Genomic DNA, 3,336 nt, shown 5'->3' with positions numbered 1-3,336 from the left:
GCCGGCCGACGACCCGCCCGAGATGAAGTACTTGCACGAGCGGCGCCTGGCCCTGGGCGGCTACCTGCCCAAGCGCCGCGTCAAGGCCGACGAGAGCTTCACCGTGCCCGCCATCGACACCTTCAAGAGCGTGATGGAGCCGACCGCTGAAGGCCGCGAGATCAGCACCACACAAGCCTATGTGCGCTTTCTGACCCAGCTGCTGCGCGATCAGGCGCTGGGTCCGCGCGTGGTGCCCATCCTGGTGGACGAGGCGCGCACCTTCGGCATGGAAGGCCTGTTCCGCCAGATCGGCATCTACAACCCCGCAGGCCAGCAGTACACCCCGGTCGACAAAGACCAGGTCATGTACTACAAGGAAGACAAGGCCGGGCAGATTCTGCAGGAAGGCATTAACGAAGCCGGCGGCATGAGCAGCTGGATTGCCGCCGCCACCAGCTACTCCACCAGCAACCGCATCATGGTGCCGTTCTACGTGTACTACTCGATGTTCGGCTTCCAGCGCATCGGCGACTTGGCCTGGGCCGCAGGCGATATGCAAGCCCGCGGCTTCCTGCTGGGCGGCACATCAGGTCGCACGACACTCAACGGCGAAGGCCTGCAGCACGAAGACGGTCACAGCCACATCATGGCCGGCACCATCCCGAACTGCGTAAGCTATGACCCGACCTATGCCCACGAGGTGGGCGTGATCCTGCATCACGGCTTGAAGCGCATGGTGGAGAAGCAAGACAACGTCTTCTACTACCTGACCCTGCTGAATGAAAACTACCCTATGCCCGGCTTGATTCCGGGCACCGAGGAACAGATCATCAAGGGCATGTATCTCTGCAAGCCGGGAGCCGCACTGACCAAGAAGGCTCCCCGCGTGCAGCTGCTGGGCTCCGGCACCATCCTGCGCGAAAGCATTGCCGCGCAGGAGCTGCTGGAGAAGGACTGGGGCGTGGGCGCCGCTGTATGGAGCTGCCCGAGCTTCAACGAACTGACCCGTGACGGCCAGGACGCCGACCGCTGGAACCTGCTCCATCCGCTGGAGACGCCGCGGGTGTCGTTTGTGGCGCAGCAGTTGGGCAACTCCACCGGCCCGGTGATTGCGTCTACCGACTACATGAAGGCCTATGCGGAGCAAATCCGCCCCTACGTGCAAGTGGCGGGCAAGGGCGGGCGCAACTACAAGGTGCTGGGCACCGACGGCTTTGGCCGCTCCGACTTCCGCGGCAAGCTGCGCGAACACTTTGAGATCAACCGCCACTATGTCGTGCTGGCAGCTCTCAAGGCCCTGAGCGAAGACGGTGTCGTTCCGGTGGCCAAGGTGGCGGAAGCCATTGCCAAGTACGGCATCAAGACCGACAAAGTTAATCCGCTGTACGCATAAAAATTCCGGAGGCATAACATGGCATTGGTAGAAGTAAAAGTTCCGGATATCGGTGATTTCGACGAAGTCGCGGTCATCGAGCTGCTGGTCAAGGTGGGCGACACCGTGAAGGTGGAGCAGAGCCTGATCACCGTGGAGAGCGACAAGGCTTCCATGGAAATTCCCTCGAGCACCGTAGGCGTGGTCAAGGAAATCAAGGTCGCCTTGGGAGACAAGGTCAAAGAAGGTTCGGTGGTGGTGATGGTGGAGGCGGCGGGTGCAGCTGCAGCCCCGGTTTTGGAGGCAAAAGCGGCTCCAGCTCCCGCCGTATCTGCGCCGGCAGCTCCTGTTTCTGTAGCAGCTGCGCCGGCTCCGGTGGCGGCCCCCGCTGCATCCGGCCCGGTGGAGGTGCGCGTGCCCGACATCGGGGACTTTAAAGACGTTTCGGTGATCGAGCTGCTGGTCAAGGTGGGTGACACGGTCAAGGTGGAGCAAAGCCTGATCACCGTCGAGTCCGACAAGGCGTCCATGGAAATTCCGGCCAGCCACGCCGGTGTGGTGAAGGAAATCAAGGTCAAGCTGGGTGACACCGTCAACATCGGTGACCTAGTGGTGGTGCTGGAAGGCGCTGTCGGCGGCGTTCCAGCTACGGCTCCTTCAGCTGTGCAGGCGGCTCCTGCTGGTGCAGTGGCACCTACCGCACAAGCTTCCGCACAAGCCTCGGTCCAAGCCGTTGCAGCGCCCGCGCCAGCAGCCTCTGTGTCAGCGCCTGCTGCCTTGGTAGTTCCAGCGCATACGCCCGGCGGCGCCACGCTGGGTTTGCCCCATGCGTCGCCCTCGGTGCGCAAGTTTGCGCGCGAGCTGGGTGTGCCGCTCCACGAAGTCAAGGGCAGCGGCCTGAAGGGCCGCATCACCGAGGCGGACGTGCAGGCCTTTACCCGCGCGGTGATGAGCGGCTCGGTGCAAACCGCCGCGATTGCGGCGCAGGCCAAGCCCGCCGCCAACGACGGCGCCGGCTTGGGCCTGATTCCCTGGCCCAAGGTGGACTTTGCCAAGTTCGGCCCCATCGAGCGCAAGGAGATGTCCCGCATCAAGAAGATCAGCGGTGCCAACCTGCTGCGCAATGCGGTCATGATTCCGGCAGTCACCAACCACGACGATGCCGACATCACCGACCTCGAAGACTTCCGCGTCTCCACCAACCTAGAGACCGAGAAGGCCGCGAAATCCGGAGGCAATGTTGTCAAGGTCACCATGCTGGCGTTCCTGATCAAGGCTTGCGTGGCCGCGCTCAAGAAGTTCCCTGAGTTCAACAGCTCGCTCGATGGCGATGCGCTGATCTACAAGCAGTATTTCCACATCGGCTTTGCCGCCGACACGCCCAACGGCCTGGTGGTGCCCGTGATCAAAGACGCCGATAAAAAAGGCATCTTCCAGATCAGCGCCGAGATGGGCGATCTGGCCAAAAAGGCCCGCGAAGGCAAGCTGGGCCCGGCCGACATGAGCGGCGCGAGCTTCACCATCTCCAGCCTGGGCGGCATTGGCGGGCGTTACTTCACGCCCATCATCAATGCGCCGGAAGTCGCCATCCTCGGCGTCTGCAAGAGCCAGATGGAGCCCGTATGGAACGGCAAAGAGTTTGTGCCACGCCTGATGCTACCCCTGAGCCTGACTTGGGACCACCGCGTGATTGACGGCGCCGCTGCGGCCCGCTTTAACGTGTACCTGGGCCAGATCCTGGGTGACTTCCGCCGCGTGTTGCTTTAAGACAGGAACCAGATCATGGCAATCGTAGATATCAAGGTTCCGGACATTGGCGACTTCGACGAGGTCTCGGTCATCGAGCTGCTGGTCAAAGTGGGCGACACCATCAAGCCCGAGCAAAGCCTGATCACCGTGGAGTCTGACAAGGCCTCCATGGAGATTCCGGCCAGCGCCGGCGGTGTGATCAAGGAGATCAAGGTCAAGCTGGGCGACAAGGT

The 3,336-nt window shown here is 62.4% G+C and carries 2 protein-coding genes and 1 pseudogene; all 3 read left to right on the top strand.

The window, feature by feature from the left end; translation table 11 throughout:
• A pseudogene (gene aceE, locus Q0O05_RS11835) lies at positions 1-1,375 on the top strand (pyruvate dehydrogenase (acetyl-transferring), homodimeric type); the annotation flags it as partial.
• 18 nt (positions 1,376-1,393) lie between these two features.
• Entirely contained in the window at positions 1,394-3,121 is a 1,728-nt protein-coding gene (gene aceF, locus Q0O05_RS11830; protein ID WP_293663277.1) for a dihydrolipoyllysine-residue acetyltransferase, read from the top strand.
• Between the two features lie 15 nt (positions 3,122-3,136).
• A partial coding sequence (locus tag Q0O05_RS11825; protein WP_293663275.1) for a biotin/lipoyl-containing protein occupies positions 3,137-3,336 on the top strand: 200 nt, incomplete at its 3' end.

The sequence above is a fragment of the Rhodoferax sp. OV413 genome (genome assembly GCF_945881795.1).
Taxonomy (GTDB): Bacteria; Pseudomonadota; Gammaproteobacteria; order Burkholderiales; family Burkholderiaceae_C; genus Allorhodoferax.
Note: the sequence above shows the minus strand (reverse complement) of the source record. Positions and strands in the feature narration are given on the sequence as shown.

Bases quoted from the DNA above. Each gene is read 5' to 3' on its own strand.
- aceF (WP_293663277.1), top strand. From the start codon at position 1,394: ATGGCATTGGTAGAAGTAAAAGTTCCGGATATCGGTGATTTCGACGAA.